The organism is Mesorhizobium sp. CNPSo 4671 (genome assembly GCF_057784245.1).
On sequence record NZ_JBWLUW010000001.1, the window covers coordinates 456,567 to 481,352 of the forward strand.

At 64.3% G+C, this 24,786-nt stretch carries 23 protein-coding genes; 18 read left to right on the top strand and 5 right to left on the bottom strand.

All coding sequences use genetic code 11. The features are described from left to right. Positions 1 to 171 precede the first annotated feature (171 nt). From AC04SF_RS02015 to AC04SF_RS02025, 3 genes are all read left to right on the top strand, one after another. Positions 172 to 609: an SRPBCC family protein gene (locus AC04SF_RS02015; protein WP_488476286.1), complete on the top strand. Its 438-nt coding sequence runs from the start codon at positions 172 to 174 to the stop codon at positions 607 to 609. Between the two features lie 9 nt (positions 610 to 618). Next, positions 619 to 2,139 carry a zinc-binding dehydrogenase gene (locus AC04SF_RS02020; RefSeq protein ID WP_488476287.1) on the top strand — a complete coding sequence of 507 codons (1,521 nt, stop codon included), beginning with the start codon at positions 619 to 621 and terminating at the stop codon, positions 2,137 to 2,139. A gap of 195 nt (positions 2,140 to 2,334) precedes the next feature. Continuing rightward, a complete protein-coding gene (locus AC04SF_RS02025; RefSeq protein WP_096455564.1) occupies positions 2,335 to 3,369 on the top strand; it encodes a LacI family DNA-binding transcriptional regulator in 1,035 nt (344 codons plus the stop codon). On the opposite strand, the gene AC04SF_RS02030 is transcribed toward AC04SF_RS02025, so the two are convergent. The 3 genes from AC04SF_RS02030 to AC04SF_RS02040 all read right to left on the bottom strand — a co-directional run bounded on the left by AC04SF_RS02030 (position 3,357) and on the right by AC04SF_RS02040 (position 6,510). Beyond that, complete coding sequence (locus tag AC04SF_RS02030; RefSeq protein WP_488476288.1) at positions 3,357 to 4,307, bottom strand: alpha/beta hydrolase; 951 nt, start codon at positions 4,305 to 4,307, stop codon at positions 3,357 to 3,359. The two genes, AC04SF_RS02025 and AC04SF_RS02030, sit on opposite strands and share 13 nt — an antisense overlap. Before the next feature lie 23 nt (positions 4,308 to 4,330). After that, entirely contained in the window at positions 4,331 to 5,479 is a 1,149-nt protein-coding gene (locus tag AC04SF_RS02035; RefSeq protein WP_488476289.1) for a Gfo/Idh/MocA family protein, read from the bottom strand. 269 nt (positions 5,480 to 5,748) lie between these two features. Further along, entirely contained in the window at positions 5,749 to 6,510 is a 762-nt protein-coding gene (locus AC04SF_RS02040; protein ID WP_488476290.1) for a DeoR/GlpR family DNA-binding transcription regulator, read from the bottom strand. Between the two features lie 162 nt (positions 6,511 to 6,672). Here AC04SF_RS02040 and AC04SF_RS02045 point away from each other — a divergent pair, with 162 nt between their 5' ends. The 12 genes from AC04SF_RS02045 to AC04SF_RS02100 all read left to right on the top strand — a co-directional run bounded on the left by AC04SF_RS02045 (position 6,673) and on the right by AC04SF_RS02100 (position 18,278). Next, the gene (locus AC04SF_RS02045; RefSeq protein ID WP_202350982.1) at positions 6,673 to 7,473 is read left to right on the top strand and encodes a beta/alpha barrel domain-containing protein; all 801 of its coding nucleotides are present in this window, start codon (positions 6,673 to 6,675) and stop codon (positions 7,471 to 7,473) included. 3 nt (positions 7,474 to 7,476) lie between these two features. Beyond that, positions 7,477 to 8,427, top strand: coding sequence for a PfkB family carbohydrate kinase (locus AC04SF_RS02050; RefSeq protein WP_488476291.1), 951 nt, complete (start codon positions 7,477 to 7,479; stop codon positions 8,425 to 8,427). A gap of 90 nt (positions 8,428 to 8,517) precedes the next feature. Continuing rightward, positions 8,518 to 9,663, top strand: coding sequence for an ABC transporter ATP-binding protein (locus AC04SF_RS02055; RefSeq protein ID WP_488476292.1), 1,146 nt, complete (start codon positions 8,518 to 8,520; stop codon positions 9,661 to 9,663). Between the two features lie 125 nt (positions 9,664 to 9,788). Further along, positions 9,789 to 11,036: an ABC transporter substrate-binding protein gene (locus AC04SF_RS02060; protein WP_488476293.1), complete on the top strand. Its 1,248-nt coding sequence runs from the start codon at positions 9,789 to 9,791 to the stop codon at positions 11,034 to 11,036. Between the two features lie 138 nt (positions 11,037 to 11,174). After that, the gene (locus tag AC04SF_RS02065) at positions 11,175 to 12,071 is read left to right on the top strand and encodes a carbohydrate ABC transporter permease (protein ID WP_488476294.1); all 897 of its coding nucleotides are present in this window, start codon (positions 11,175 to 11,177) and stop codon (positions 12,069 to 12,071) included. Positions 12,072 to 12,076: 5 nt separating this feature from the next. Then, the gene (locus AC04SF_RS02070; RefSeq protein ID WP_096455577.1) at positions 12,077 to 12,919 is read left to right on the top strand and encodes a carbohydrate ABC transporter permease; all 843 of its coding nucleotides are present in this window, start codon (positions 12,077 to 12,079) and stop codon (positions 12,917 to 12,919) included. 63 nt (positions 12,920 to 12,982) lie between these two features. Continuing rightward, a complete protein-coding gene (locus tag AC04SF_RS02075) occupies positions 12,983 to 13,804 on the top strand; it encodes a sugar phosphate isomerase/epimerase family protein (RefSeq protein ID WP_488476295.1) in 822 nt (273 codons plus the stop codon). Between the two features lie 11 nt (positions 13,805 to 13,815). Next, entirely contained in the window at positions 13,816 to 14,892 is a 1,077-nt protein-coding gene (locus tag AC04SF_RS02080; protein WP_488476296.1) for a Gfo/Idh/MocA family protein, read from the top strand. After that, positions 14,892 to 15,710, top strand: coding sequence for a sugar phosphate isomerase/epimerase family protein (locus AC04SF_RS02085; RefSeq protein WP_488476297.1), 819 nt, complete (start codon positions 14,892 to 14,894; stop codon positions 15,708 to 15,710). The genes AC04SF_RS02080 and AC04SF_RS02085 overlap by 1 nt, the downstream gene beginning before the upstream one ends. Next, positions 15,710 to 16,543: an alpha/beta fold hydrolase gene (locus AC04SF_RS02090; RefSeq protein ID WP_488476298.1), complete on the top strand. Its 834-nt coding sequence runs from the start codon at positions 15,710 to 15,712 to the stop codon at positions 16,541 to 16,543. The genes AC04SF_RS02085 and AC04SF_RS02090 overlap by 1 nt, the downstream gene beginning before the upstream one ends. Further along, positions 16,540 to 17,262 (top strand): ribulose-phosphate 3-epimerase, encoded by a 723-nt coding sequence (locus AC04SF_RS02095; protein WP_096455586.1) that lies wholly within the window; start codon positions 16,540 to 16,542, stop codon positions 17,260 to 17,262. The genes AC04SF_RS02090 and AC04SF_RS02095 overlap by 4 nt, the downstream gene beginning before the upstream one ends. Beyond that, positions 17,259 to 18,278 carry an ROK family protein gene (locus tag AC04SF_RS02100; RefSeq protein WP_010914690.1) on the top strand — a complete coding sequence of 340 codons (1,020 nt, stop codon included), beginning with the start codon at positions 17,259 to 17,261 and terminating at the stop codon, positions 18,276 to 18,278. Before AC04SF_RS02095 ends, AC04SF_RS02100 begins: the two co-directional genes overlap by 4 nt. 62 nt (positions 18,279 to 18,340) lie before the next feature. Here AC04SF_RS02100 and AC04SF_RS02105 read toward each other — a convergent pair whose 3' ends face one another. Next, positions 18,341 to 19,669 (bottom strand): dicarboxylate/amino acid:cation symporter, encoded by a 1,329-nt coding sequence (locus AC04SF_RS02105; RefSeq protein WP_488476299.1) that lies wholly within the window; start codon positions 19,667 to 19,669, stop codon positions 18,341 to 18,343. Between the two features lie 325 nt (positions 19,670 to 19,994). Here AC04SF_RS02105 and AC04SF_RS02110 point away from each other — a divergent pair, with 325 nt between their 5' ends. The 3 genes from AC04SF_RS02110 to AC04SF_RS02120 all read left to right on the top strand — a co-directional run bounded on the left by AC04SF_RS02110 (position 19,995) and on the right by AC04SF_RS02120 (position 23,668). Continuing rightward, positions 19,995 to 21,800, top strand: coding sequence for a sensor histidine kinase (locus AC04SF_RS02110; RefSeq protein WP_488476300.1), 1,806 nt, complete (start codon positions 19,995 to 19,997; stop codon positions 21,798 to 21,800). Next, positions 21,797 to 23,182 carry a sigma-54-dependent transcriptional regulator gene (locus AC04SF_RS02115; RefSeq protein WP_488476301.1) on the top strand — a complete coding sequence of 462 codons (1,386 nt, stop codon included), beginning with the start codon at positions 21,797 to 21,799 and terminating at the stop codon, positions 23,180 to 23,182. The genes AC04SF_RS02110 and AC04SF_RS02115 overlap by 4 nt, the downstream gene beginning before the upstream one ends. Before the next feature lie 63 nt (positions 23,183 to 23,245). Then, the gene (locus AC04SF_RS02120) at positions 23,246 to 23,668 is read left to right on the top strand and encodes a GNAT family N-acetyltransferase (RefSeq protein WP_488476302.1); all 423 of its coding nucleotides are present in this window, start codon (positions 23,246 to 23,248) and stop codon (positions 23,666 to 23,668) included. Here the strand turns inward: AC04SF_RS02120 and AC04SF_RS02125 are convergent. Beyond that, the gene (locus AC04SF_RS02125) at positions 23,665 to 24,780 is read right to left on the bottom strand and encodes an anhydro-N-acetylmuramic acid kinase (RefSeq protein ID WP_488476303.1); all 1,116 of its coding nucleotides are present in this window, start codon (positions 24,778 to 24,780) and stop codon (positions 23,665 to 23,667) included. The genes AC04SF_RS02120 and AC04SF_RS02125 overlap by 4 nt on opposite strands. Positions 24,781 to 24,786: the final 6 nt, after the last annotated feature.

The window sequence follows — 24,786 nt, forward strand, 5'->3', positions numbered from 1 at the left end:
CCCCCCTCCGGAGGGAGAGGAAAGGAGCCTGCCGCGGATGGCTCGCGCCCTTCCTCTCCCCCGTCGAGCGGGGGAGAGGTGTCGAGCGAAGCTCGACGGAGTGGGGGTCGACCTGGCGTGGCGCGAGACAATGCTTGCGCGGACTGCCATGCCCGCAACCGGCTCGCAAGAATGACCAAGGTCTATGTCTCCTCGGTCATTCCTGCGCCGGCGGCGGAAGTGTGGAAGCTCGTTCGCAACTTCAATGCATTGCCGAGCTGGGCGCCGTTCGTCGCCGACAGCCGCATTGAGCAGAATGCGCAACCCGACCAGATCGGCTGCATCAGGAATTTCACGCTCAGGGACGGCGGCCGCGTCCGCGAAAGGCTGCTGGCGCTGTCCGACTACGACCTGTCCTGCAGCTATGCGATCCTCGAAAGCCCGATGGCAGTGGAGAACTATGTCGCCACCCTCTCGCTGACGCCGATCACCGACGGCAATCTGACGCTCGCCGAATGGCAAGCGGAGTTCGACTGCGCGCCGGACCGCGAGGCCGCCCTGATGCACCAGATCGGCCATGGCGTGTTCCAGACCGCCTTGACCGCGCTGAAACACCGGTTCGGGCGCTGACGCCGGCCGATGGTCAAGGTTTGCCAGAGCACGATCATCGAGGCGCCAATCGACGAGGTCTGGGCGATCCTGCGCGATTTCAACGGCCATGACCGCTGGCATCCGGCGATCGCTTTCAGCGAGATCGAGGGCGGCGAGCCGGTCGATGCGGTAGGCTCCGTGCGCCACTTCAGGCTGAACGACGGCGGGGAGTTGCGCGAACAATTGCTGGCGCTGTCCGACAAGGACCGGCGTCTGAGCTATTGCCTGCTCGAAGCGCCGCTGCCGCTGATGGGCTATGTCGCCTCGCTCAGGCTGAAGCCGGTGACCGACGGCGATGCTACTTTCTGGGAGTGGCGCTCCGAGTTTCAGCCGCCGGCGCATCGCCGCGACGAACTGGTCAGGCTGGTGACCGAAGACATCTATCAGGCCGGCTTCGCGGCGGTGCGCAATCTGCTGCGGCGCCGGAGGACGGGCTCACCAGTCGAAACGAGATCGCCTCGAGAGGTTGTCGAGCCGACTCCATCGGTGAATGTACGGCATTCCGCGTCAATGGTCGCGGCAGGCCAGGTCGCAACGACCCGTGCGATCGTCGTCGAGCGCTATGGCGGGCCGGAGGAGTTGCAGTTCAAAGAGATCGGACTGCCGCCGCCCACGCCGAACGAGGTGCGGATCCGCCATACGGTGATCGGGGTCAATTTCATCGACGTCTATTGCCGAATCGGGTTTTTCGACCTCCTGCAGCCGCCCGGCGTGCCGGGCATGGAGGCGGCGGGTGTCATCGAGGCGGTTGGTTCGGTGGTGTCGGGCTTTTCGGTTGGCGACCGCATCGCCTATGCCTGTCCGCCGGTCGGCGCCTACAGCGAGCGGCGCAATATGGCGCCTGAACTGCTGGTCCATCTCTCGGACGACATTGCCGATGAGATCGCCGCCGCCTCGCTGCTCAAGGGCGTCAGCGCCAGTTTCCTGCTGCATGATGTCCACGCGGTGAAGCCAGGCGATATCGTGCTCATCCATGCGGCGGCCGGCGGCATCGGCCAATTGCTGGTGCAATGGGCTCGTCATCTCGGCGCAACGGTGATCGCGACGGTGTCGAGCGACGACAAGGCGCGCATCGTCGAGCGTCTCGGCGCGCACCATGTCATCGTCTATTCCCGCGAAAATTTCACTGAGGCCGTCTTGCGGCTGACCGGGGGCAGGGGCGCCGACGTCGCCTATGACGCGGTCGGCAACGACACATTCGCCGGCTCGCTCGCGGCTTTGGCCGTGCGCGGCCATCTCGTCAGCTTTGGCCAGGCTTCCGGACCGATCGGCAATTGGGATATCGGCCGCTTCGCGTCGAAGTCGCTGACCGTCTCGCGGCCCAACTATGCCCATTACACCGACACGCCGGAAAAGCTTGCGCCGCACGTCGCCAGGTTCTTCCAGGCACTTCGCCAGGGCGTGGTCCGCGTAGAGGCGCCGACGCGTTACACCCTCGCCAACGCCGCCGATGCGCACCGCGATCTGGAAGCCCGCCGCACCACGGGAGCCCTGATCCTGCTGCCGTAGCCGAGGGCACCAAGCCCAAGTTTCATTTTTGAGCGTCAATAAATAATTTGACGCGCGGAACTCTTTTGCGTTGTAGTGGAAACGCGAAAATTTGACTGAACAAATTTGGTCAAGCAAAGCTGCCTCACGGCAACGGCCGCAGTACTGATTCTGGCCGGACCGAGAAGGTTGGCGGGCGCGGGCAAAGGAATATCGATGGCGGAGAAGACCCACCGCACGATGGATGATTTCGCCAGGGCGTCCGGCGTGTCGCGGCCGACCCTGTCGAAATATTTCGACGATCCGGCGAGCGTGAAGCCGGCGACGCGGGCGCGCATCGAGGCGGCACTTCGATCCTCGGACTATCAGCCCAACGTTTTCGCGCGCAATCTCAACCGCAAACGCACCCGCAATGTCGGCATCGTCGTGCCGGCGCTCACCGATCCGTTCTATGCCGAGATGGTCAGCCGCATCGAACTGCGCTGCCGCGACGAAGGTTTCTGGCCGATCGTCATCTCCTCGCACGGTTCGCCGAAACTGGAGGCGGAATCAGTCAAGACGCTGTTGTCGCTGAAGGTCGCCGGCGCCATCATCGCTCCGCTGGGATCAGTCTCCGAACCAGGCGTCTTCGAGCGAATGAGCGAGGACATTCCAATCGTCTATTTCGACACCTACATCGAAGGCGATACGCCTTTCGTCGGCAACGACAACCACCAGAGCACCTCGACCATCGTCGACTATCTCTGCCGGTCCGGCGAACCGCCGGTCTATGTCGACATTCCGCACGTCAACCACAATTCGGGCGAGCGCCTGCAGAGCTATATCGAGACGATGCGGGCCGCCGGCCTTGAACCGGTCGTGCTCGAGGCGGCGGGCGGCTACAACTGGGATTTCGAGCGCATCGGCCATGAATGGATGGAGCGCACGCTCGAGAAAGGCGGACTGCCGGCGCGCACGCTGCTGTGCGCCAATGACCGTCTCGCCTTCGGCGTCATGGCGGCCGCCTTTTCGCGCGGGCTGAAGATCGGCCGCCGGGCCGATTGCGACTTCCGCGTCGCCGCCCATGACGACCATCCGCTGAGCCGCTACACCTGTCCGGCGCTGACCACCATGGCGCAGGATTTCGCCGCCATGGCCGGCCGCAGCGTCGAGATGCTGCTGGCCTTACTGGACGAGGCCGACCCGCCCGGCCAGGGTCTGGCGCGCAACGTCAAGCTCGGCGCAACGCTGGTGATGCGTCAGTCGGCCTGAGCGGGCGTCTGCAGTTTGAGCCAGGCCGCCGCTTCGCTCACCGCTTGTCGCGCGGCTAGAATGTGGCGGCCCATCGAGACGAAGCCGTGGATCTGGCCCGGCCATTCCCGCAGGACCAGCGGCACGCCTTCGGCGCGCAGGCGTTCGGCATAGGCCGCGCCTTCGTCGGCAAGGATGTCGTGTCCGGCGATCGCGACAAATGCGGGTGCGGCGCCGGCAAGGCTTGACGCCAGCAGCGGCGAGATGCGCCAGTTCGAGATGTCGTCCGGCGTTCGCACATAATGGTCGCGAAACCAGGCCATGGTGGCGGCGGTCAGCCCAAAGCCGTCGCCGAAACGCCGGTAGCTGTCCGCGGTCTGGCGGGCATCGGTGTTGGGATAGATCAGGATCTGCGCGGCAAGCGGGGGCGCCAGTCCGTCGCGGGCAAGCAACGCCAGAACGGCGGCGAGGTTGCCGCCGGCGCTGTCGCCTGCGACGCTGATGGCGGCTGGGTCGATGCCCAGTTCGCCGCCATTCTCCGCCATGAAGCGGAGCGCCGCCGTGCAATCCTCGAGCCCGGCGGGAAATTTGTGCTCCGGCGCCAGCCGGTAATCGGGGCAGACCACGACGGCGTTGCCCAGATTGGCGAGCCATCGGCAGATCTCGTCATGCGAGGAGAGATTGCCCACGACCCAGCCGCCGCCATGCAGATAGAGCACGGCGCGCGCCCCAGTGCGCGGCGCGCCGATGCCGCGATGGATGCGGATCGCGACTGGGCCGTTCAGCCCGTCGATCTCTTGCTGTGCGGTCGCCGCCACCGGCTCGTGCTCGCCCTGCTGTGTTGGGAAGGAAGCGTTATAGGCGGCCCGCGCCGCCGCAACACTGCCATTCTCGAACGGCTCGCCACCGGCCGCACGGCCGATTTCGAGGACACGCAAAGCATCAGGATCGAGTGTCATCCCCACCTCCATCATGCCCGTGCCTAGGCGAGCAGGCTGCTTGCCTCGTCCTCGGTCAACAGCGCCGGCTGGATGACGTCACCGGTAACGGTGACCGAACTCTTCGTTTCGCCCGAACGCAGGATCGCTTCCATGATCTCCAGCACATGCAGCGCCAGAGTGCCGGAGGCGCGGGGTGTGGCGCCTGTCTTCAGCGAGCGCACCAGATCGGCGACGCCGAGCATGCGGTAATTGGCGCGGTCGGGCGCCGCATAGGGCCAGTTGCGGGCGCCGTAAAGTTCGCCTTCGCTGGCGAAATCCTTCCACTCGGCGCCGCGTTCGGACAGCGACACGGTGCCACCGAACGTGTCGGGATCGGGCAGGCGCAGCGAACCTTCCGTGCCATGCAGTTCGATTGGATGGTTGGAGTGCTTGAAGACATCCCATGACGCGCCGAAGGTAACGGTGGCGCCGGAGCGGAATTCCAGCAACGACAGCACGTTGGTCGGCGTGCCGACCTTGAAGCTGGTGTTCTTGAACGGCCCCTCGGCAGTGATCAAACGCTCCTCCTGGCCGCGCGTCGCCATCGCCATGACGCGTGCGACGGGACCAAGCAGATTGACCAGCATGGTCAGATAATAGGGGCCCATGTCGAACACCGGGCCGCCGCCCGGCTGGTAGTAGAATTGCGGGTTCGGATGCCAGTGCTCCATGCCGCGCCCCATCATGAAGGCGGTGCCGGTGACCGGGCGGCCGATCGCGCCCTCATCCATCAGACGGCGCGCCCGGCGTCCGGCGGCACCGAGGAAGGTATCGGGGGCCGAGCCGAGCAGCACACCGCGCTTGGCCGCCTCCGCCACCAGGCGGCGACCGTCGCCGGCCGACGTCGCCAGAGGCTTTTCGGTGAAGACGTGTTTTCCCGCCGAAAGCGCTGAGAACGAAATGTCGAAATGCGCCGCCGGAATGGTCAGGTTGAGGACGAGATCAATCTCGGGGTCGGCGAGCAGCGCATCGACGCCCAGCGCCCGGATGCCATATTCCTTCGCCCGCAGCGCCGCCATGTCGGCCGAGATATCGGCGCAGGCGCGCAGCTCGATGCCGCCGAAAAGCGCGGCATTGCGCAGGTAGGTCATCGAGATGTTGCCGCATCCGATGACGCCGATTCCGAGCTTCGCCTTTGATTTTCCCTGCATTTCTGGCCGTACCTCCCAACTTCGTCATGCTCTGCCGGATCCGCCGCGCCGGCAACGGATCATTCTGGTAAAGCGCTATACAACATTTTAAATCTTGACGCGCGTAAAATTTTTATAGAACATGCGAAAATGCTGGCGCGACATTCGGGAGGCTGCCGGCCCTAGGAGGAGAAAATGGCAGACGTGAAAAAACGGCCGGCCGCCGATGCGAATCCCGTGGGTCATGCGCGCATTGGATATTTCGGTCGCAGCCAGGGACAGCGACGGGGTCAGGCATAGATCACCTTGGCCCCGGTCCTATCAAGCTGGCTGCGTATCGGGCCGGACAGGCCATCGTCGGTGATCACAACATCGACGCTCGACAGCGAAAATGCCTTGGAGGTCCCGCTGACGCCCCATTTGCTCGAATCCGCAAGCAGGACAACGCGCCGGGCCATGCGCACGAGGTTTCGCTTCGTTCGCGCCATGTCTTCGTTCACGTCGACCACATCCAGTGACGAGTCAATCGCATGCGCTCCAACAAAGACCTGATGCGCCACCAAGCCGCCGAGAGCCGTGTCGGCATCGGTGATCAGCGTGCTCACCGTGTCTGGATAGACGCGGCCACCGATCATGTGAACGTCGAGCCCGGGCCGATGCATCAGATGCTGCACAATATTCATCGCCGTGGCCGCGACCACGACATTGTTGAGCGGCGGTAACAGCATGGCAACCTGCATCAATGTCGAGCCGCCGTCGAAGATGACCGATTGGTTGTCCTCGAACAGTTCTACCGCTGCCCGGGCGATGCGTTTCTTTGCATCGAGGTTCGTTTGCATCCGCCGGGCGAACGCGGCCGTGGTCGAATCCGTAGTCCGGGTCACTGCCCCTCCACGGGTCTTGGTCAGCAGTCCCTTGCGATCCAGTATCTCGAGGTCGGAACGCACCGTGACTTCCGACACGCCAAAATCGTCGGACAGGTCCTTGATGCGAACCTGTCCGCTGCGTTGCACTTCACCCAGGATCGATTGGCGTCTCTGCTCCGACAACATTGCTCTGTCCTTGCCTCCATGCGCCAAGCGCTCGCCCTGGCCTCGGTTCACTCTACCAAAAATATGCGAATTCGAAAGATTTCGAAAGATTGCATTTGTTCTTTCTTTCGAAAACACTGGGTCCAGGATTTTGAAATCAATCGATTGGAGAGTTTTGGACACATGAGCCTCGGAACCAAGGTGCGGCTGGCGCGCCTCTTCTCACATCCATCGGGGAACCTTTTTGGCGGCGCCGTCGACCACTTCGTCGGCTATGGCGACGTGCGCAAAGGCGGCCTTGCCGACCTGCCGGGCGCGCTTGCACGCGTCATGATGGGCAAACCCGACTACGTCAGCATCCAGCCCGGCACCGCGCGCCATCTGTGGCCGCAATATGCGGGCAAGGCTGCCCTGGTGATCCAGGCCGGCTGCTTCACCCCGGACGATCGCATCAGTGAACTGATTGCAACGCCCGAGGATGCGGTGCGCGCTGGCGCCGATGCGTTGGCCGTGGCCATTCCGGTGCGCGGCGCGACCGAGGGCAAATACATACGCTGGCTGACCGATTCGGTGAATGCGGCGGCCCGCTACGGCATGCCGGTGGTGGCGCATATCTACCCTCGCGATTTCACCGACGGGGCAAAAATCGTCTTCACCCCCGACGAGATCGCCTATGCGGCGCGCATCGGCTACGAGTCCGGCGTCGACGTGATCAAGATCGGCTACACGGGCGATTTCGAGTCGTTCCGGGAGACCGTGCGGACCTGCCCGGTGCCGGTTGTGATCGCGGGTGGTCCGAAGACCGATACGCTGCTCGGCGCGCTTCAGCAGACGGCGGACGCTATCCGTGCCGGCGCGCGCGGTGCCGTGGTGGGCCGCAATCTCTGGGGGCATGGCGATCCTCAGAAGGCGGCGCTTGCCTTTCGCGGCGTCATCCATGACGGCCTGTCGGCGCAAGACGCCCTGGCGAAAGCGGGGGCCTGAACGATGCCCGCCATCCCCTCGATCCTCGGCTTCGGCGCTATTGCGATCGACGACATCGTCTATGTCGATCAGCCGTTGTCCGCAGGCAAGGGGAAGGTGCTGCAAAGTGCCCGGGCTTTCGGGGGAAATGTCGCGACGGCCCTTGCCGCCGTCGCGCGGCTCGGCGGAAGCGCCGGGTTCGTCGGCTGGCTGGGCAATGCCGCGGACGACGCCGTGCTGTGCGATCTCATTGAGAGCGGTGTTGAAACCGCATTCGCGCCGCGCCACCCGCACGCGCGCCCGGTGCGCTCGCGCATCACCGTCGGTTCGGATGGGGAGCGGTTCATCGCGTATGACGACGAAGCGATGCTGGGCACCGCGCCGGACTTTCCGGACGAGGTTCTCAGCCGCGCGACTGTCCTGATCGTCGACAGCTATGCGATCCGGTCGCTGGATGTCGTGGCTCGGGCTCGCGATCTCGGCCTTGCGATCCTTGGCGATATCGAATGGAGCGGCGGCCCGGCCACGGAGCGGCTGATCGCGCTCTGCGACCACCTCATTCTTCCCCTGGGCTTTGCGCGGACCGCTACGGGCTGCCGATCTCCCGCCGAGATGCTCGATGCATTGTGGTCGCCGTCGCGATCCGCCGTCGTTCTGACCGATGGCGGCAGGGGCGTGTACTATCGCGGACGCGAAGAGACAGGGCTCTGGCACTTGCCCCCGCACCGGGTTGCCGTCGTCGACACGACCGGCGCCGGTGACTGCTTTCACGGCGCCTATGCCCATGCATTGACGCGCGGCGCCGACACTGGGGGCCGGGTGGCATTCGCTGCCGCGGCGGCGGCCCTTTCGATAACGGGGCATGGCGGGCGCGAAGCGCTTCCGACCGACGACCAGGTCACGCAACTCCTGGCATCGGCGAACGCGCCGTCGGCAGTCGAACTCAGATGTGCGCAACTCGATACCGGGACATAGCCTGAAACGATCCGAGGAAACATTTTCACAGGTGAAAATAGGCCAAGGAGAATAACAAAATCAGCGGCTTAGACTTGTGGAGGGAGGAATATGGCAGAAGTCGTTCTTGAGAATATCTGCAAGACATACGGGAACAATTTTCACGCAATCGACCAATTGAACCTGTCGGTCAAGGACGGCGAGTTCTTGATACTCGTCGGGCCGTCCGGCTGCGGCAAATCCACCGCGTTGCGGATGATCGCGGGATTGGAGGATGTCACCAGCGGCAGCCTCCGGATCGGTGGCGTCGACGTCGTCGACATGCCGCCCAAGGACCGTGACATCGCAATGGTCTTCCAGAGCTATGCCCTCTACCCGCATATGACGGTGTTCGAAAATATCGGCTTTTCGATGCGGCTGGCAGGCAAGCCGAAGGCCGAGCGCAAGAAGCGCGTCGACGAGATCGCCAAGACCCTTCAGCTGACGTCGCTGCTGGACAGCAAACCCGCCAACCTTTCCGGCGGACAGCGTCAGCGCGTCGCCATGGGCCGCGCCATGGTGCGCGAGCCGGCTGCCTTTCTCATGGACGAACCGCTTTCCAATCTGGACGCGAAACTGCGCGTGCAGATGCGTGCTGAAATCACCAGCCTGCAAAAGCAGCTCGGCGTCACCACCATATACGTGACCCACGACCAGATCGAAGCGATGACGATGGGCGACAGGGTCGCGGTGCTGAAAGGCGGTGTGCTGCAGCAGGTCGATACCCCCAAGAGGCTCTATGAATCGCCGGTGAACGCCTTCGTTGCCGGCTTTATCGGTTCTCCCTCGATGAACCTTTTCGAGGCGACGCTGACGGGCAACGAACTGATGGCCGGTGCCTTCGCCATCCGGCTGCAGGATGCGGCCTTCGTGCGCAGGCCCGGCTTGAGATCGTATTCGGGGCGCAAAATCGTGTTCGGGATCCGGCCGGAACATCTCTATGACAGCAGCCTCGAATCCGGCCGCAAGTATCAGACGATACCGGCAAAGGTGACGTCGATCGAGGAGCTCGGGTCCGAACACATCGTCCATCTGAACATCGACGCGGTCCGGGTGGACTCCGGCGATCCGGACGCGGTGCAGGATTTCGGCCTGACGTCGAACGCGGTGGCGAAATTCGAACCGGACAGCGCAGTCCGCCCCGGTTCGGAAATCCGGTTGGCCCTGGATGATACCAAGCTCCATTTCTTCGATCCCGAGACGCATCTGGCGATCTGAAGAATTGTGGGCAGAGCCCGCAGGCGAGAGCGAGGCGCCTGCGAAAGTAAGCGGAAGAAGACTTCTGAATGAAGCAGACGATCGGCTGCATTGTGCGGTCGATCCTAGAGAAGGAGGAGAAAAAAATGACGTTTCGGATAAAACCCGCGATGCTGAAAATGGCCGCGGCAGCCTGGTTGCTTGGCGCTACCGCCGCCATGGCGGACACGACGCTGGAGTTCACCCAATGGTGGGAGCCTGAATTGCCCGCAGGCTCCTTGCGGAAAATCATGGACGATTTCGAGACCGCGAATCCCGGCATCAAGGTGACGCTGGTCAGCGGCCCCTATGCGACCACGCGAGACCAGATCTCGGTTGGTGCGGCAACCGGAACGCTCAGCGACGTCGTTGGGCTCGACGGCGCCTGGGTGAACAATCTGAACGCGCAGGGCGCGCTCGCCGACATGAATCCAATGATGGATGCGAGCAAGTTCGACAAAGCCCAAGTCGCGGATATCATCAAGGTGGACGGCAAGGCGGTGATGTTTCCCGTGGCTTCCTTCGTCTATCCGGTCTTCGTGAATTTGGACCTCGCCGCCCAGGCAGGCGTGACCAAGCTGCCGTCGACCCGTGCGGAGTTTCTCGAAGCCGCCAAGAAGATGACGCACGCCGACAAGAACCAGTATGGCTGGGTGCTGCCGCTGTCGCTGCAGACGCCGTCCGGCGTCCAGAACGACATGATGTCGTGGGTCTGGGCATCGGGTCAATCGATGATGGCGGACGGCAAGCCCGCCCTCGAGGGCAAGCCGGTCGTGGATATGCTCGCCTTCGTCAAATCGCTCAACGACGCGGGCACCATCTCGCCCGGCATTGCCACCAAGACCGAGCAGGAAAAGGTCGAGGAATTCGTCAACGACCGGGTCGGAATGATGGTCGACTCGCTCGCACATGTGAACCTCATCCGCAAACGCAATCCCAAGCTGAACTTCGACATCATCCCGGTTCCGGTCGTGGAGGGTTATACGGGCAAGCGGGGCCTTCCCTATGCCTCATGGGGCATCGGCATCTCCGCGAGCTCAAAGCATCAGGAAGAGGCCTGGAAGCTCGTCCAGTACTTGATGAGCGAGAAGGTCAACGCCAAGCTGGTGTCGCTGGCCAATGCGTTCCCGGGCAACGTCAACGCCAAGCCCGATTTCGTGACCTCGGACAAGGCTTTCGCCAAGGCTTTCGAGATCTTCAAGACCGGCTATCTCGCCAACGAGTTCACCGGCCTGCCGGTGGCTGAAGACCTGATGACCCAGTTCGACGTGCAAGCCCAGAAGATGCTTGCCGGCGAGCAGTCTCCGGAACAAGCCGCCGCCGCCGCTCAAAAGGGCTGGATGGCGAAATTCTGATCCGGCTGTTCCCATCTGCTATCTTCAACCGGGTGGCCTGGCTTCGGGCAGGCCACCCGGCAACAACGGATCGGCAATTTGAGATGGACCTGTTTTTGAAGCTTACCTTCTCTTGAAGGCGTATCCCAAGGTTGGCACATGACCCGGCAAAAGCGCTCCCACCACAAGCTGAAACGAGCGGTCGCACCCTACCTCTATCTGTCTCCCTCGCTGCTCATAATCGGGCTGCTGATGCTGCTGCCGATGGTGACGGTGATTGGCTATTCGTTCCAGAACAGCGCGGTGCTGCGTCGTGACCCATCCTTTGCCGGACTGAAACACTACCAGGCGATCTTCGACGACCCCGTGTTCTGGGCTTCGCTGTGGCACACGCTCTACTTCACATGCATGAGTGTCATTTTCCACATGACCATCGGCATGGTCTTCGCGCTCATGCTGAACAGCGACCGCATCAATCCGACGCTGCGCAATATTCTGCGCGTGCTTTACATACTGCCCTGGCTGTTCACCGCGGTGATCATCGCCGTGATCTGGCGCCTGCTGCTCGAGCCGAACGGTGTCGTGAACAGCATTCTCATGCAATTGGGCATCATCGGCTCCAAGGTCGAGTGGTTCTCCTCGCCCGAAACCGCGCTGCACGCCGTCACCTTCGCCAATATCTGGGCGGGCTACCCGCTTTTCATGGTCAGCCTGCTCGCGGGTTTGCAGGGCATTCCCAAGGACTTCTACGAGGCCGCCGATATTGACGGGGCGAAGGCCTACCAGAAGCTGATCTTCATCACTATCCCGCAGCTGATGCCGATCATCATCAGCATCTCGCTGCTCGACTTCATCTGGACCATGCAGGTCTTTCCGTTGATCTGGATCACGACAGGCGGCGGTCCGATCTACTCGACCGAGGTGCTGAGCACCTACACCTACAAGCTGGCGTTTTCGAGCTACAACCTGTCGCAGGCTTCGGCGAGTGCCGTGGTCATCCTGCTGATCTCTCTCGGCCTGACGCTGTTGTACATCCGCTATCAAAAGGCTCGGTAGTCACCATGAGGAAAAGGCACACGCCGAAAGACAGGCTGATCACCGTTGCGCTCCATCTAGCGCTTGCAGCGGGGCTCTTTTTCGCGGCCTTCCCGATCTACTGGATGCTGAGCAGTTCGTTCAAATCGAATACCGAAATCTTTGCCCTGCCGCCAACAATCCTGCCAAAGGCCTTCACGCTTGAAGCCTATGCAGCCATCCTTGGCGACCCGGTAAAGCTGCGCTTCTTCTTCAACAGCTACTTCGTGGCCGGAGCAGTGACCGTGCTGACGGTGCTGATCGCCCTGCTTGCGGCTTACGGGTTCAGCCGCTTCAACTTCCGCGGCAAGGGCAGCCTGAACACACTCATCATCAGCACGCAGACGATCCCGCCGATCACGCTTTTGATCCCCTTCTTCGGGCTTGTCGTCTCATACGGTATCTTCGATACCTACATCGCACTGATCCTGACATACCTGGTGTTTACACTGCCCTACGCGATCCTGCTGATGACGGGATATCTGAACACCTTGCCCCGCGATCTCGACGAAGCGGTGGCTGTCGACGGCGGCAGCAGCTGGACAGCGCTTTGGCGGGTGATCGTCCCGATTTCACTGCCTGGTATCGTGGCGACGTCGGTCTACACCTTCCTGTTGTGCTGGAACGAGTTCCTCTTCGCACTCACGCTGACAAAGTCGACCTCCATGCGCACCGTCCCGATCGGCATCCAGCTGTTGATGGGGCAGCACGCCTTCGAATGGAACCAGATGATGGCGATGAGCGTGCTTGGCTCTCTACCGCTCCTGCTCATCTACCTCGTTGCCCAGAGGTACTTCCTCGCCGGCATGACCGCGGGCTCGGTCAAATAGGATGTCCCTCCCACGGCGACGCAGACTGGTATCAAGGAATAAGCGGTATCAAGGATTGAAAGGATGAACGTGAAAGACCTCAAAGTCGGCTGCCAGACCTTTACCTGGGAAATGCTCGGTGACCGTTTTACCGGCGGCCCCGACGATCTGTTGAAGGCGATTTCCGATGGCGGCTACTCCGGTATCGAGATCACCGACACCATGATCGGCCGCTACGCCGGCCGGCCGTCGGAGTTCGCCGCCGCGCTGAAGTCGTCCGGCCTGACGCTGGTCTCCTTCGCCTTCGGTTCGAACAGCGGGTTTACGCTGAAGGATCAGATCGGCGCCGACCTCGATGCGGCGCAGCGCTGGATCGACTTCGCCGCCGCCTTTCCCGGCGCGCTTGTCTCGATGGGGTCGGCAACCGTGGTGTCCGAGGGGCCGCGCGACGACAAGTTCGCCATCGCCGCCGAGGTCTACAACAAGGCCGGCGAGCTCGGCCGCAAGGCCGGCGTCCAGGTCGCGGTGCATCCGAGCTCGCACCACAACACGCTGCTGTTCGACCGCGCCGATTACGACAGGATCTTTGCCTTGCTCGACCGCGATCTGGTCGGCTGGGTGCCGGACACCGGCCACATCTTGCGCGGCCACAAGGACATGGCCGACACGCTGCGCACCTATCGCGACCGCATCCGCTATATCCATTTGAAGGACGTCGACGCCAAAGGCACTTGGGCGATGCTGGGCAAGGGCGTCTGTGACACGCCGAAGGTTATCGAGATCGCGAACACCGCGCCGCGCTTCAACGGCTGGCTGGTGCTGGAAGAGGAATCCGAAACGGCCGCCGCCGATCCCGCCGGCGCGGTCAAGACCAACCGCCAGACAATGCGCAGCTACGGCGCCTGAAGAACGAGACGATGATCAAGAAACAAGACAGACGCCTGAGAGTCGGTGTGCTCGGCTGCGGCCCGATCGCGCAATTCGCGCATCTGCAATCCTGCGCCAAGGCCGGCAATGCCGATCTCTACGCCATCTGCGACGCGGCGCCCGATCTGCTCGCCCGCATGGGCGCCACCTACGAACCGCAAAAAATGTATGCCGACTATGACGCCATGCTCGCCGATCCCGAGCTGGAGGCGGTGATCGTCGCCACCTCGGACGCCTATCACGTACCGATGTCGATCAAGGCGCTCGATGCCGGCAAGCATGTGCTCTGCGAAAAGCCGATCGGCACTTCGGTGGAGGAAGGCGAGGCCCTGGCCGCGGCGGTGAAGCGTTCGGGCAAGGTGCTGCAGGTCGGCCACATGAAGCGCTTCGATCCGGCGCTGGAAGCAGCGCGCGACTTCGTCTGCGATGAGATGGGCGAGGTGCTGGCGCTGAAGGCCTGGTACTGCGATTCCACCCACCGCTACACCAACACCGACGCCATTCAGCCGCTGCCCGTCACCAGCAAGCTGGCGCGCAAGCCGTCGGGCAATCCCAAGGCGGATCTCAGGCAATATTTCATGCTGGCGCATGGCTCGCATCTCGTCGACACAGCCCGCTTCCTCTGCGGCGAGATCACTGCAGTCCGCGCACGTCTCAACGAACGCTTCGGCGCCTATTGCTGGTTCGTCGAGACCGAATTCGCCAGCGGCGCGCTCGGCCATCTCGATCTGACCGTCGCCGTGAGGATGGACTGGCATGAAGGTTTCCAGCTCTATGGCGAGAACGGTTCGGTCATCGCCAAGACCTTCAATCCCTGGTACTTCCGCGCCAGCGAGGTCGATATCTTCCACGAAAAGGACGCGACCTCGCGCAAACCGCTTGGCGCCGATGGTCATTTCTTCCGCCGCCAGTTGGAAGGCCTTGCCGACACCGTGCTGAACGGCACGCCGATGCGTGGCGCCAATGTCGAGGACGGCATCGCCTCGATCCGCGCCATGGTCGCCATTGCCCGCTCAGTGGAAACGGGCGAGCGGGTCGGACTCGCCTCCGTTTCGGGTGCGGTCTGATGCGCCTCGGCATCTTCGCCAAGACGTTTGCGGGCACTGACCCCGCCGCCGTGCTGGCCGCGGTGAAGCAGGCCGGATATGAGACGACGCAGTTCAATCTTGCCTGCGCCGGCCTGCCGTCTATGCCGGATGCGGTACCAGCGGATGCCATCGCTTCCATCCGCGCTGCCGCACAATCATCAGGTGTTTCGCTTGCTGCACTTTCGGGCACCTACAATATGGCGCATCCCGACAGGGCCGTGCGCGACGATGGCCTCCGGCGCCTCGCCGTCGTCATCAAGACGGCGGCATCCCTTGGCATCCCGCTGGTCACACTCTGCACCGGCTCGCGCAATATTGCCGATCAATGGGCCTATCATCCCGAAAATGCCACGCCTTCCGCCTGGTTCGACATGGCCGCCGAAATGGGGAAGGCGCTGGCGCTGGCCGAGGACGCCGGCGTCGATCTCGGCATCGAGCCCGAGCAGGCCAACATCGTCACCTCGGCCAGGGACGCGACGCGCCTGATCGCCGACATGCGCTCGAAGCGCTTGAAGATCGTGCTCGACCCGGCCAACCTGTTCGACTACGCGACGCCCGGCGAAGCGCGCGCCATCGTCGCTGCCGCGATCGACGAAGCCGCCGGCCACATTGCCATGGCACACGCCAAGGACCGGCATGGTGACGGCCGCTTCGCCACGTCAGGGCAAGGCATCGTCGACTTCCCGGATTTCGTGGCGCGTTTGAAGGCCGTAGGTTTCGACGGGGCGCTCGTCACCCACGGGCTGTCCGCCGATGAGGCTCAGGGCGTTGCCGCCTTCCTGCGAGGGCTGCTCTGATGAGTGCGGCGCCAACGATCCTGCTGCGCGATGATGCCTCTCTTCGTGTCTTCGACACGGGGCAGGGCGGGCTTTCTATCGTCTTTCAGCATGGCCTCGGCGGCGATGCCGCGCAGGTGGCGCAGAATTTTCCCGACGGCCCGTCACGCCGCCGGCTGACGGTCGAATGCCGCGCGCAAGGTGGCTCCGGCGCCGGCAGCAAACGACCGTTCACGATCGCGATGTTCGCCGACGATGTACTGGCTGCCGCAGACGCGGCCGGCCTCGACCGCTTCGTTGCCGGCGGCATTTCGATGGGCGCGGCGATCGCGCTGCGCCTCGCTGCTCGCCACCCGGACCGTGTGCTTGGCTTGGTGCTCGTGCGCCCCGCCTGGACCTTCGACGCAGCACCACAAAACATGCGGCCCTATGTCGAAGTGGCGGAACTCATCCGCCGGCTTCCACTGGCTGAAGCGCGCGAAACCTTCGCGTCCTCCGCGACAGCAGCCCGCTTTAGCACAGAGGCGCCGGACAATCTCGCCTCGCTGCTCGGCTTCTTCCAGCGCGAGAATGCGACCGTCTTCGCTGAGGTGATGCAGGCGATCGCCAATGACGGGCCTGGCGTGACGCGGGCGCAAGCCGCCAGCCTCGCAATACCCACGCTGGTCATCGGCAGCGGCATCGATCTCGTCCATCCCCTGGCGACCGCCCGCGATCTCGCCGAGACCATCCCCAATGCGGTCTTCGCCGAGGTGACGCCGAAGGCCATCGACAAGGAACGCCACTTCGCCGAAATCCGCGCCGCCATCGGCGGCTTTCTCGACAGACATTTCAACAAACAGGACCCATCATGACGTCAAAGCCCCTGTCAGGCCCGGCGGCCATCGCCGCATTGCCGCGCGATCGCTTGATCGCCGAATTCTCGCTCTGGTCAGCCAATCTCGCCAATTTCGAGAGCGATCTCAGGCGAATCGAACCCCATGTCGATCTGCATCACATCGATGTGGCGGACGGCCATTTCGCGCCGTCCTTCCTGTTCTTTCCCGATCTCGTCGCCCGCATCGCCGGGCTGACGGCGAAACCCATCCACGTCCATCTGATGGTCGATGCGGGAATCGTCGAAGCGCAGACGCGCCAGTTCATCGAGGCCGGCGCCGACATGATCAGCGTCCATGCCGAAAACGGCGAGGCGGGATTGCGCGCCGTGCGGCTGGCCCGCGAACTCGGTGCCGAAGCCGGCGTCGTGCTGAGGCTGGAGACGCCGGTCGAGGCGGTAAAACCTTTCGTTTCCGAGGTCGCCTTCGTCACGCTGCTCGGCACCGCGATCGGCGTCAAGGGCCAGAGCCTGTCGGAGAAGGCCTGCGACCGGCTGGGTGCCGCCCGTGCCATTCTGCGGGAGGCCGGCCGCGAGGCGGCCGTCGTGCTTGCCGCCGATGGCGGCATCCGCCACGAGACCGTGCCGCTGCTGCGTGCCGCCGGTGCCGAAACCGTGGTTCTCGGTTCGCTCGCCTTCGGCGACAAGGATCTGGCCGGCCGCATCGGCTGGCTGCATGGGCTGAAGGTCGCGGCATGAGCATCGAAGCCGCCCTCGCAATCGATCTTGGCGGCACCGAGCTTCGTGCCGCGCTGGTCGATCGTGACGGCAAGATCCTGGCCTTCGCCGCCGTGCCGACACAGGCGCAGGCCGGACCCGACGTGGTGATCGGCCAGATCGAGGCGCTGGCCGCGACCGTGCATGCCGAGGCGCCGGGCCTCGCCATTGTCGGCGTCGGCGTCGGCGCGCCGGGACCGCTCGACCCGCTGGCCGGCATTGCCGTTGGGCCGCCGACGCTGGCCGGCTGGCAGGACGTGCCGCTGGCCGATATCCTCGAGCGCCGGCTCGGCCTGCCGGTGCGGCTGGAGAACGACGCCAATGCGGCAGCACTTGGCGAATGGCGCTTCGGTGCCGGCCATGGCGCGCGTTCGCTGGTCTTCGTCACGGTGTCGACCGGCATCGGTGGCGGCGTCGTTGCCGACGGGCGCATCCTGCACGGCCGCCGTGGGCTGGCCGCCGAGATCGGCCATATGACCATCACCAATGAGGGCGAGCGCTGCGTCTGCGGCGTCGTCGGTTGCTTCGAGGCCATCGCCTCGGGCACGGCACTTGGCCGCCGTGCCAATGCAGCGACGTCGGCCTTTGACGGCTCGACGCTGCGCCGTCTCTCGGCCAATGCCGAGGTCACCGGCCGCCACGTGGTCGAGGCCGCACGGCTGCAGGACGACCTCGCTCTGGCCTTGCTCGAGGAGGAGGCGCGCTGGCTGGGCGTCGGCTTCACCAATCTCTTGCATCTCTATTCGCCCGACGTGCTGGTCGTCGGCGGCGGCATCGCCAATGGCCTCGACCTGATGCATCCCGTCATCGAGGCTACAATCCGGCAGCGCGCCATGCGTGCCTATCGCGACGTGCCGGTCGTGCAGGCCCAACTCGGCCGTCACGCCGGGCTGGTCGGCGCCGCCAGCCTTGTCCTCTTCGATGATGGCAGCCTGGCCGCCCGCATGCCTGTCGGTCCAAGCACGTTTCCGGAAGCGAGGCGGGACTTCAACGGCTGACACGTCAATCTAAAAATGGCCGGAGGCGCGATGCTTCCGGCCATTTGGTGTGCGACCGCGGATTACTCGGCGGGAACGACATCCGCCGGCAGGCTGTCATCGGGCGTGCCAGCCAGGGCTCTCGCCAGCTTTGCTTCGTCGAGCTCGCCTTCCCAGCGGGCGACCACCAGCGTGGCGACGGCATTGCCTACGAAGTTGGTCAGCGCCCGGCACTCCGACATGAAGCGGTCGACGCCGAGGATCAGCGCCATGCCGGCGACCGGCACCGAAGGCACGACCGAAAGCGTCGCGGCGAGCGTGATAAAGCCGGCTCCGGTGATGCCGGCGGCACCCTTGGACGAGAGCATTGCCACCAGCAGCAGCAGGATCTGGTCGCCCATCGACAGGTGGATGTTCGTCGCCTGGGCGATGAACAGCGCGGCAAGCGTCATGTAGATGTTGGTGCCGTCGAGGTTGAAGGAATAGCCGGTCGGAATGACCAGGCCGACCACCGAACGCTTGGCGCCGGCCTTTTCCATCTTCTCCATCAGCGAGGGCAGGGCGGCTTCCGACGAGGAGGTGCCCAGCACCAAAAGCAGCTCTTCCTTGATGTAGCGCAGCAGCGACAGGATGGAGAAGCCGTTGTAGCGGCAGACCGCACCCAGCACGACGAACACGAACAGCAGCGACGTCGCGTAGAAGGTGCCGACCAGCATGGCGAGGTTGATGACCGAGCCGATGCCGTATTTGCCGATGGTGAAGGCCATGGCGCCGAAAGCGCCGATGGGGGCTGCCTTCATCAGCACGCTGACCAGCTTGAACATCGGCGCCATCAGCGCCTGCAGGAAGTTGAGCACCGGTGCGCCCCTGTCGCCGACCAGCGCCAGCGCGATGCCGAACAGCACCGAGAAGAACAGCACCTGCAAGATGTCGCCATCGGCGAAGGCGCCGACGATCGTGCCGGGGATGATGTTCATCAGGAAGCCGGTGACCGACTGGTCATGCGCCTTGGCGGCATAGGTGTTGACGGTCGAGGCATCGAGTGTTGCCGGGTCGATGTTGAAGCCGGCGCCCGGCTGCACGACATTGGCGACTACGAGACCGATGATGAGCGCCAGCGTCGAGAAGGTGAGGAAGTAGAGCATCGCCTTGCCGGCGACACGGCCGACCTTCTGCAGGTCGCTCATGCCGGCGATGCCTGTCGCCACCGTCAGGAAGATGACCGGGGCGATGATCATCTTGACCAGCTTGATGAAGGCGTCGCCGAGCGGCTTCATGCTCTCGCCGATCGACGGATAGTAATGGCCGAGCAGGATGCCGACGGTGATCGCCACCAGCACCTGCACGTAGAGTTGGGCATAAAGGGGCTTGCGCTGCGCGGCGGCCGCGCCGGATTGGTCTGCGATGTGCATCGAACTCTCCCTGGCCGGATGGACGGAATGCACCGTCCTGCGTGACTTCTCCCATCGCGGCGTTCCGGTCGCCCGCCGCTGGCAAGGAGGTTTGCAAGCGCTGTGCCAGATCGGGGGAAGCCCGGAATCCCGGGATTCCGGGCATTCTTCAGCGGCCTTCGGTGGAGGCGTGTGCGGATTTCCGCACAGGAGGCGTTTGCCTGGGCGGAATTTCGCATTAGAGTGTGGCCGCAAGGCCGCGAGAAAAGGGAGAGGTCAGACGCCGCAGGCACGCACTGATAGCGGCTCAGCCGGGTTTGCTGGCGGCGGACCGCTACGCGAGGCGGTGGCCCGGCTGCGCGACGGCCGCTGGCTTGTCGTCATCATCGCCCTGGCGATCCTGGCCGGCGCGATCGCCATCGCGGGACGCATCGCCACCGGCCAGGCGACCAATGATCTGCGCGACACAGCGCTTGCCGCTTTGCCGCTGGCGGCGGGAACGCTGACCGGCGAGATAGAAAAACAGCGCCTGGTTCCCTTGGTGCTGGCCCGCGACGATGCGGTGCGCGGGGCGCTGCGCCGGGCCGGAAAGATGCAGGAAGCGGCCCTCAACGACAAGCTCAAGGCGATCGCCGGCGATGCCTCGGCATCCGCCATCTATGTCATCGATACGGCGGGCATCGCGATATCGGCCAGCAATGCCGGCGAGCCGACGAGCTTTGTCGGCATAGACTATAATTTTCGCCATTACTTCAACGAGGCGATGGCGAAGGGCTCTGCCAGCCAGTATGGCCTCGGCACGATCAGCGGCCGCCCGGGACTCTATCTTTCGAGCCGGGTCGACGACAACGGCAAGCCCCTGGGTGTCGCGGTGTTGAAGGTCGAGCTCGACGGCGTCGAAGCCAATTGGCGCTCCAGCGGCTTTCTTGTTTTCGTCACCGACGAACGCGGCGTCGTGCTGGCCACCAGTGAGCCCAAATGGCGGTTTCATGCACTGGCGCCGCTCTCCGCCCAAGACGCCGCCGCTGCCCATGAGCAGCTGCAATTGCCGGACGCCGCCTTCGAACCCTTGCCGATACGGCGCGGCGCCGGCGACGGCCTGGCGACGATCGACAGCGCCGGCAAGCCGCGCCAGTTCGTCGAAGTGGTCCAGGACCTGCCCGGTGCCGTCCCCGGCTGGCGCCTCTGGCTGCTGACGCCGGCGGACGCCGCTCTCTCGTCAGCTGCCAACACGGCGCGGCTGACGACGCTGCTCGGGCTGCTGCTGACTGGCCTGCTTGGCTATGTGTTCACAAGACGCCGCCGCACACGCCGTCTGCGGCAGGAGGCACTGGCGCGCATGAATGCCGAGCTCGAAAGCCGGGTCAGCACACGGACGGCCGAACTGACACGCTCCAACACCGCACTCGCCGGCGAGATCGCCGAGCGCGAAAATGCCGAGGCCAAGGTCCGCCGGCTGCGTGACGATCTCGCCCAGGCCAACAGGCTTTCCATCCTCGGCCAGATCGCCGCCGGCGTGGCGCATGAGATCAACCAGCCGGTCGCCGCGATCCGCACCTATGCCGAGAATGCCGGCCGTTTTCTCGATCGCGGCAAGACCGAACCGGCAAGCGGCAATCTGACCTCGATCGTCTCGATGACCGAGCGCATCGGCGCGATCACCAGTACTTTGCGCACCTTCGCCCGTCGGCCCGGTGTCGCCGCCTCGCCCTTGCCGGTGCGCGAGGCGATCGACGGCGCGCTGTCGCTGCTGTCCGGCCGTATCCGCGATTCCGGCGTCACCATCGTCAAGCCGCAAGGCAACCCATCGCCGATGGTGATGGCCAGTCGCATCCGGCTGGAACAGATCCTCGTCAACCTGTTGCAGAACGCGCTGGATGCCATGAAGGACCAACCCGATCCCCGCATCGAGATCGACCTCGCCGAGCGAGACGACCGGGTGCTGATTTCGGTGCGCGACAACGGTCCCGGCCTCGGGCCGGAAGCAGCCGGCAATCTGTTCATGCCGTTCCAGACCACCAAGGAGAAGGGGCTCGGCCTCGGGCTGGTGATCTCGCAGGAGATCGCCCAGGAATTGGGCGGCACCTTGCAGCTCGACCCCGGCAGCGCCAAAGGCGCGTCCTTCACCATCGATTTGAGGCGAATTGAATGAACGAGGGATCAGGGTTGGTCGCACTCGTCGATGACGATGCCGATCTGCTGCACGCCACCACGCAATTGCTCGAGCTTGCCGGCTTTACGGTCGTCGCGCGCGATGCCGCCGAAGCCGCACTTGCCGTTGTCGACAGGGACTTTGACGGCGTCGTCGTCAGCGACATCCGCATGCGGGGCATGAACGGCCTGCAGCTGTTCGACCGCATCAAGGCGATCGACCCTGATATACCGGTGATCTTGGTCACCGGACATGGCGATGTCGATCTTGCTGTGGCCGCACTCAAGGACGGCGTCTACGATTTTATCCCAAAACCCTATGCCGGCGATCGCCTTGTCGAGGCGCTGAAACGGGCATCGGAGAAGCGGCGGCTGGTGATGGAAAACCGGCGGCTGCGCGAAGCAGCCGCTCTGGCCGCCGACGGCCTGCCGCTGATCGGCGAGGCGCCCGCCATCCGTCGCTTGCGCGAGACCTTGCGCCAGATCGCCGACATGGATGTCGACGTGCTGGTGGAGGGCGAGACCGGAACCGGCAAGGAAGTGGTGGCCGACCTCTTGCACCGCTGGGGCAGGCGCCGCGCCAAACCCTTCGTGGCGCTGAACTGCGGCGCCCTGCCGGAGACCGTCATCGAAAGCGAGCTGTTCGGCCACGAGGTGGGCGCGTTCACCGGCGCGCAGCGGCGGCGGATCGGTCGCGTCGAGCATTCCAGCGGCGGCACGCTGTTCCTCGACGAGATCGAGTCCATGCCGCCGGCCCTGCAGGTCAAGCTGCTGCGGGTGCTGGAGACGCGCAGCCTCACGCCGCTCGGCTCGAACGACATCCGGCGCATCGATTTGCGGGTCGTGGCGGCAACCAAGGTCGATCTCGGGCGGCCCGACCAGCGTGGCGATTTTCGCGAGGATCTCTATTTCCGCCTCAACGTGGTGACGCTGCGCATCCCGCCGCTGCGCGAGCGGCGCGGCGACATCCCGATGCTGTTCGGCCATTTCCTCGGCAAGGCGGCGGAACGCTTCGGCCGGTCGGTTGCCAAGGTGAACGCCGCGGTCAGCGATCATCTCCAGTCGCATGCCTGGCCGGGGAATGTGCGAGAGCTCGCGCATTTCGCCGATCGCGTCGCGCTCGGTCTCGGTCCGGACGACGAGACGAAAGCGGTTCCTCCGCAATCGGCGGAGCCTGCGGCCTCGCTGCCCGAACGCGTCGGCCACTACGAGGCGCAGCTCATCCGCGAGGCGCTGCGCGAGCATGGCGGCGATGTGCGCGGCGCCATCGACGCGCTCGGCGTGCCGCGCAAGACTTTTTACGACAAGCTCAAGCGCTACGGCATCGCGGCATCCGAGTTCCGCAATGGCGGCGATCCGCACTCTGCTCGAGAGCAGATATAGATTGCGCGGACCTCACGCTTCACAACCCTTCATCCCATCCAGCCATGCATTCCGGAAACCGCCATGAACACGACACTTGAAACAACGGCAAATCCCTTGCCGCAAGACCTCACATTTCTCGGCGAACAGCTGACGGCATTCAACGACGGCGATGTCGGCGCATCGGAAAGAAAGGCGCTCGCTGTGTTCGTGCGCGACGAGAATGGCGCGGTCGTTGCCGGCATTTCGGGCTACACCGCCTGGGGCTGGCTCTACGTGCAGTGGCTGTGGGTCGATGAAAGGCTGCGCGGCCAGCATATGGCGGGCCGGATGCTGGACGCCGCTGAGCGGGAAGCCGTGGCGCGCGGCTGCAACAACGCCTGGATCGACACCTTCAGTCCCAACGCCGCCAAGGTCTACCAGCGCCAGGGTTATGTGCCCTTCGGCACGCTGGCCGATTTCCCCGTCGGTCGCAGCCGCATCTTCCTGCAGAAGAAACTGACTTAACCGGCGAGCTTTCCGCCGCGCATCGGCTGCGGCGCGCCGGTGGTGCTTGGAAAACTGATCGGCAGGCCGCGCAGCACGCGCACCGCGAGGAAGGCAAAACACTCTGCTTCCACCGCATCGCCACTCCAGCCGAGGCTTTCGGCCTGCACCACCTCGACGCCGGCGCGGCTGGCCAGCATGGCCATCATTGTCGGGTTGTGGCGGCCGCCGCCGCTGACCACCAGCTTTTTCGGCCGGGTCGGCAAAAGGTCGAGCGCCTTGCCGACGGCGCCGGCGGTGAAGGCGGTGAGCAGGGCCGCGCCATCCTCGGCGTCGAGGCCATCGGCCATGGCGGCGCCGAAGTCGAAACGGTCCAGTGATTTGGGGTAGGGCTTGCTGAGATAGGGATGCTGCAGCAGCTTGGCGAGCCTTGCCTCGTCGACCGTTCCCGCGCGGCCAAGCGCGCCGTCGCGGTCCATGTCGCCAAGCCCCTTAGACTTGATGAAGTCGTTGAGCGGGGCATTGGCGGGCCCAGTGTCGAAGGCGACGACGTTGTCGGCGCCATCCCACCAGGTGATGTTGGCGACGCCGCCGAGATTGAGCACGGCCACCTCGCCGCTGGCGCCGGCGCTGCGCATCAGCGCGGTGTGATAGGCGGCGGCCAAGGGCGCGCCTTGTCCGCCGGCGCGCATGTCGGCCGAGCGGAAATCATAGGCGACCTTTGTACCCAATATGCTGTGCATCAGCTCGCCGTCACCGAGCTGCCGGGTCTGGCCGAGCCGTCCAACCTGCGGCGCGCGATGCAGCACGGTCTGGCCGTGAAAACCGACGACGCCGATATCGGCCATGGTCATGCCATAGCCTTCGACCAGCTCCTTCACCGCCGCCGACTGGGCACGCGTCAGCGCCTCCTCGGCCTTGCGGAAGATCGTCGGTTCCGGCCCGACAAAATTCCAGGCCCGCGCCGCCGTCAGCGTCTCTTCCAGCAGTGACCGGATCGATTGGGGGTAGGGCATCAGCCGGTAGGTGCCGAAATCGTCGATGCGCTCGCCATCGGTCTTGATCAGCGCGACGTCGATATTGCCGTCAAGCACGGTGCCGGTCATCAGGCCGACGGCCCAGATTGGTTCCATCATTGA